Below are 5,639 nucleotides of genomic sequence, written 5' to 3' on the forward strand. Positions count from 1 at the left end.
GATGAAGCAGTAACGTCCTATCGTGAGGTAGGGAAGCCTGCGCTGTACCCACTGGCTCAGCGTCGGGAGGAGTGTCACGAAGGATCGTTAATTTCTGCCCACACCCTCAAAACTTCCCCCACACTCCAAGCTTGGGCAAAACAACCTCTGGGGATCATGGGAGCATCACCGTCAAAAATCTCGCTAATACTGCCCACACACCCATCATTGAGGTGATTAGCCATCGGTTCAAGAAAACTATTAGCCAAATTGCGATCGCCATAAACTCGCCAATGGGCCTCCACAAATGGACCAATCAACCAAGCCCAAACCGTTCCTTGATGATAACTCTTATCCCTCGATACTTGATCTCCACCGTAACGGCCTTGATATTGGTGATGGGTAGCACACAGCGATCGCAACCCGTGAGAGGTTATTAACATTTTTGCCACTGTATCCACCACAGACTTTTGTTGATCCGGTTTGAGTAGGGGAGGGGTTATTTTATTGTGGGGTAGGGAAACCGCAAAAATTTGATTAGGCCGCATGGACTTATCATGGCCGTTAGGACTATCTAAGATATCTTGACAGTATTTTAGGGAAGGATGCCAATATCTTTGGAAACCTTCATGGGTATTACGGGCCATGGTTTTGTATTCTCCGGTTGGTTGCCCTAAAATATCCCCAATTTCGATCATAATAGTCAAGGCGTTGTACCATAGCACGTTGACTTCGATCGGTTTCCCGTGACGAGGAGTAACCACCCATTCTCCCACCTTAGCATCCATCCAGGTTAACTGAGTTCCTTCTTGACCAGCATAAATTAAATGATCGCTATCGAGATGAATGTTATAACGGGTTCCTTGACGGTGACATTCAATCACCTCTTGCAGAAGGGGATAAAGGTCTTTTAATAAAGTAATATCTTTGGTAAGAGTGTAATAGGTGCGAATGGCCTCAAAATACCAGAGGATAGCATCTACAGTATTGTACTGAGGAGTTTGATTATCATCGGGGAATACATTGGGTAACATTCCCCCGTCCAAGTATTTAGAAAAGGTACTGAGAATGTCGTGAGCAATGTCGGGGCGGTTTGTGGTTAGGGTTAGTCCAGGTAAAGCAATCATGCTATCTCGTCCCCAGTCTGCAAACCAAGGATAACCAGCAATAATGGTTTTACCATCTGGGTTATTGGTCGAAGGACGATTGACAATAAATTGATCCGCCGCTAGAACCAATTGTTTGATCCAAGGAACAGAAAAATGAGAGCAACGCCGCAGTAAACCCTCTTCGTATTGATATCGTTCTTCTAATGCTTGTTTGCCGTCTAAAGATGACCGAGGGTTTGTACTAGCTACAATAGTCATGGACTCCCCTGGTTCGAGGGATTTGTTGAAGGTAGCGGCGTTATAGTGATCATCTCGATCCCACAAACCCCGATACCTCTCCATCGCTAAATCATAACCCAAATGCCAGTGATAGTTTAGGGTAACGTCTGCACTTGGGGCCCAGAGATAAAAAGGGGTTGCTTCGGCATAAGGGGAGACACACAAGCCTTTTGGCACCTCTTCTACCCCCATTTTCCACTGTCCTGATTGAGTGGTCCCGTGATGATCGCGGTAATTAACTAAGGCTTTAATAGATAATTGTAGGGATTTACTGCCCCGTTTGAAGGTATAACGGGTGTAAGTGGTATTTTCCCCTTGTTGCATCCAAATTCTTTTTTCAATCAGTGCATCTCCGCAAGCAAAAGTCCAGACAGGAATTGTTCCTTCCAAGCGGAAACTCTCGATGTTTAAATAGCCTTGGGGAGAGATGGTCCCATCAAACCAACGGTTGGTAAAACAAGAGTATGTTTGATAATCGTATTGGATAGTTTCGTCTAGTTTTGATAATAATAAGGTTCGTTTTAGAGGAGGATTCAAGGCAGCTATCAATAATCCATGATAACAACGGGTGATTACCCCTGAAATGGTACCACAACCGTAGCCTCCAATGCCGTTTGTAATCAACCATTCCCTTGATTGGGCTGTGCTTAAATTACCGCAAATTTCCCGTCCATAGTTAAAGCTCATGAATACTCGATGGGTTAACTCTCATGACTAGGAAGATTGTATAAACTTTTTTGCTCAATCTTCTATTATTTAACTATGTTTTCTTATTGTATCCCTCCACTGGATCAAAAATGGTGATCCACAATCAATTATGACTCCTTCCCCATAAGGAGTCAGGGGTTAGAAGTCAGAATTAATATTAGTAATTAAACAATGTCTTGAGTCCATCGTTGCCCAATGGGGTTTAATAATTGACTATAAATAGATTTAGTTCCTAAAAAATGACCATCATAAATTATGGCAATAACCAATAAAAGCTTCACCAATAATTAGCTTTACCAATCACATTAAAAGGACTTACAATAAATCATTCTTAAAGTTTAGATTAAATTATAACTTATATTCATTTAGCTGTTAATTTTGATATGCTATAAAAGAATATATTCGTCTTTCAGGATATTTCTTATCTCTATGGTCATTAAGTTGTTTAGATTCTCTTATCTCATTCGTTACACTATTAGCCTTATCTGTCTAATCTTGCTTCTTTGGGGAAATGTTCCAGCTTTGGCTCAAACCCAATCTTCTGCTTCCTCCTCTTCCATTACACCTTATTTAAATCGTGCCGTAGAACAAGTTACAGAATTTACTTTAGACAACGGCATGAAATTTATTATCATGGAAAACCATGATGCACCTGTGGTTTCCTTTGTCACCTATGCTGATGTTGGGGGAACCGATGAACCAGATGGCAAGACAGGAGTAGCTCATTTTTTAGAACATTTGGCTTTTAAAGGAACCACAGAAATAGGTACTTCTGATTACGAAAAAGAAAAAGAAGTTTTAAGTCGCTTAGATAAAATTGTTTCGGATTTGAAAACTGCTAAAGAAACAGAAAATCAAGAAGAAATAAACAAATTAACAGCAGCATTTAAAGAAGTTCAAGTTGAAGCGGCTAGTTATGTACAACAAAATGCCTTGGGACGAATTATAGAAACCGCAGGAGGAATTAATCTCAATGCTCAAACTTCCCCAGATTCAACCGTTTACTTTTATAGTTTTCCCTCGAATAAATTAGAATTATGGATGTCCCTAGAATCAGAAAGATTTTTAGATCCTGTCTTTCGGGAGTTCTATAAAGAGCAAAATATTATCTTAGAAGAACGAAGGTTACGCACAGAAAATAATCCCATTGGTACCATGGTAGAAGCCTTTTTAGATACTGCTTTTACAGAGCATCCTTATAAACGTCCCACCATTGGTTACAACCAAGATATTCGCAACTTAACCCGTCAAGATATTCGAGACTTTTTTAACACTTACTATGGTCCAAATAATCTAACAATTTCTATCGTCGGTGATGTCAATCCCCAAAAAGTTCAACAGTTAGCTAAAGTTTATTTTGGTCGCTATAGAGAAAAACCAGAACCCCCCAAAGTAACAAAAGTAGAACCAGAACAAAAAGAAACCAGAGAAGTTACCTTAAAATTAGCCTCTCAACCCTGGTATTTAAAAGGTTATCATGTTCCTGCTTTAAGTCATCCTGACAATGCCATTTATCAGGTAATTTCTACCCTGTTAAGTTCCGGTCGAACCTCCCGTTTATATAAGTCCTTAGTTGAAGAAAAACAAGTGGCTTTAGCCGCCCAAGGATTTAATGGCTTTCCCTCCAATAAGTACCCCAACTTAATGTTATTTTATGCTCAAACTTCTCCCCAAGCATCCCTAGAAGAAGTAGCTCAAGACTTATCTCTAGAAATCGAAAAATTGAAAAATAAACCAGTTTCTGAACAAGAATTACAACGGGTTAAAAATCAAGTTAGAGCAGGTTTATTGCGTTCCCTCGACTCTAATTTAGGTATGGGTAAAGCGTTGGTAGAATACGAAGTAAAAACAGGTAGCTGGCGCAATTTATTTGAGCAAGTACAAGCTATCGAAGCTGTTACCCCCAGTGATATTCAGAGAGTAGCAAAAACAACTTTTGTTCCTGAAAATTTGACCATCGGACGAATTTTACCTAAGTCTTAACAGACAAAGCATGGGATGAGTAGTACTCATCCTAGTAAAATGTTAGTTAACTATTCATAAAATCTATGCTTTTTAAGGAGAAATTAAATAAAAATAATTCAAATTTACAGTTAAAGTATATTGATCTATTTTGTGGTATTGGTGGATTTCGTCTTGCCATTGATTTAGCTTGTCGTAAGTATAAAATTCAAGATAAAAATATAGAACCTGTCTGCGTTTTCTGCTCAGATATTGATGATCATGCTCAAAAAAACTATGAAGTAAATTTTAAAGATAAACCTCAAGGAGATATTAAAAAAATACCAGTGACATCAATTCCCAAACATGATCTTTTGTTAGCAGGTTTTCCTTGTCAACCTTTCAGTATTTGTGGCAAACTGGAGGGTTTTAAAGATACTAGAGGAACTCTATTTTTTGAAATCGCTAGGATTCTTGATTATCATAAACCAAATGCTTTTGTTTTAGAAAATGTTAAACAATTAGTTGGACATAATCAAGGTAAAACATTAAAGACTATTTTGAATATTTTATCTGATTTAGGTTATTATACACATCATAAAGTTTTAAATGCGTTAGACTTTGGTTTACCTCAAAAACGAGAAAGAATTTTTATTGTTGGCTTTCGTGAACCAATTAATTTTAATTGGAAAAACTCTAATATTTCCATGAAACCTTTATCTAAAATTATAGAACAAAACGTATCAGAATCTTACTATGCCTCTGAAAAAATACAAAGTAATAGATTAGCTAAGTATCAAGGAAAACTTCATGATAAATTAACCATTTGGCACGAAAATAAAGGAGGACATATTAGTGCGTATCCTTACTCTTGTGCTATGAGAGCGGGTGCTTCTTACAATTATCTCTTAGTTAATGGTAAACGCCGTTTAACAGAAAGGGAAATGCTACGTCTACAAGGATTTCCTGATTCTTACAAATTGGTTGGTTCTTATTCTACTGCTAGAAAATTAGTTGGTAACTCTGTTGCTATCCCTTGTGTGATTTCTATTATTAACCTGATACTTGATGCAGTTAGTCCTGATAAAATAGGAAACAATAAACAATCAGAGAAATTCATACAAACAACACTATTCGATGAAATTATGTCCACAGAAATTGAGAAAGCTAAAACCCAACTAGATAAAATAATTAACAAGTCTCGAACTCGTTTTTATAAACCTATTCAAATTGCAGAAGTTCTTTATCATTCTCGCATTCAGCAGAATATTGATCCATTAAATAAGGAAGACTATAGAATAAAGTCGAAAGTGTGGAGAGATCAAGTAACAGATAGACTATTAAAACAGTCATCTACTTCATCAAGTCGATTTCAAGATGATATTTGGAACAATAATGCAATGCCTCCAGATATTTTAAACATCCTAGATACTTTTAATAAGGATCATCCTGGTGTTATTGAAAAGTATATTTATGAAAAGTTTAAAGAAAAAATGGGTGTAATATCTTCTATTCTAAAACTTATTATTTCAGGAGTGTCATCCCCAGAAAAATTTAAGATTGAAAACTTACTATAGCAATCAGGAATGATTTATGAGAATGAAGATGGGGTTTTTTATAGAG

Annotated in this window: 3 protein-coding genes and 1 pseudogene; 3 read left to right on the top strand and 1 reads right to left on the bottom strand. The window is 37.3% G+C overall.

Going from position 1 to position 5,639, the window contains the following annotated elements; translation table 11 throughout:
• Positions 1-74 precede the first annotated feature (74 nt).
• A complete protein-coding gene (locus P9B04_RS13170; protein ID WP_342055449.1) occupies positions 75-2,054 on the bottom strand; it encodes an amylo-alpha-1,6-glucosidase in 1,980 nt (659 codons plus the stop codon).
• 450 nt (positions 2,055-2,504) lie between these two features.
• Between P9B04_RS13170 and P9B04_RS13175 the strand changes: the two genes are divergently transcribed.
• The 3 genes and pseudogenes from P9B04_RS13175 to P9B04_RS13185 all read left to right on the top strand — a co-directional run bounded on the left by P9B04_RS13175 (position 2,505) and on the right by P9B04_RS13185 (position 5,593).
• A complete protein-coding gene (locus P9B04_RS13175) occupies positions 2,505-4,058 on the top strand; it encodes a M16 family metallopeptidase (protein ID WP_342055450.1) in 1,554 nt (517 codons plus the stop codon).
• A gap of 65 nt (positions 4,059-4,123) precedes the next feature.
• Positions 4,124-5,089 (top strand): annotated as a pseudogene (locus P9B04_RS13180) (DNA cytosine methyltransferase); the annotation flags it as partial.
• 72 nt (positions 5,090-5,161) lie between these two features.
• Positions 5,162-5,593, top strand: coding sequence for a HaeII family restriction endonuclease (locus tag P9B04_RS13185; protein ID WP_342055451.1), 432 nt, complete (start codon positions 5,162-5,164; stop codon positions 5,591-5,593).
• The last annotated feature ends 46 nt before the right edge of the window (positions 5,594-5,639 follow it).

The sequence above is a fragment of the Crocosphaera sp. Alani8 genome, from assembly GCF_038442745.1.
Classification (GTDB): Bacteria; Cyanobacteriota; Cyanobacteriia; order Cyanobacteriales; family Microcystaceae; genus Crocosphaera.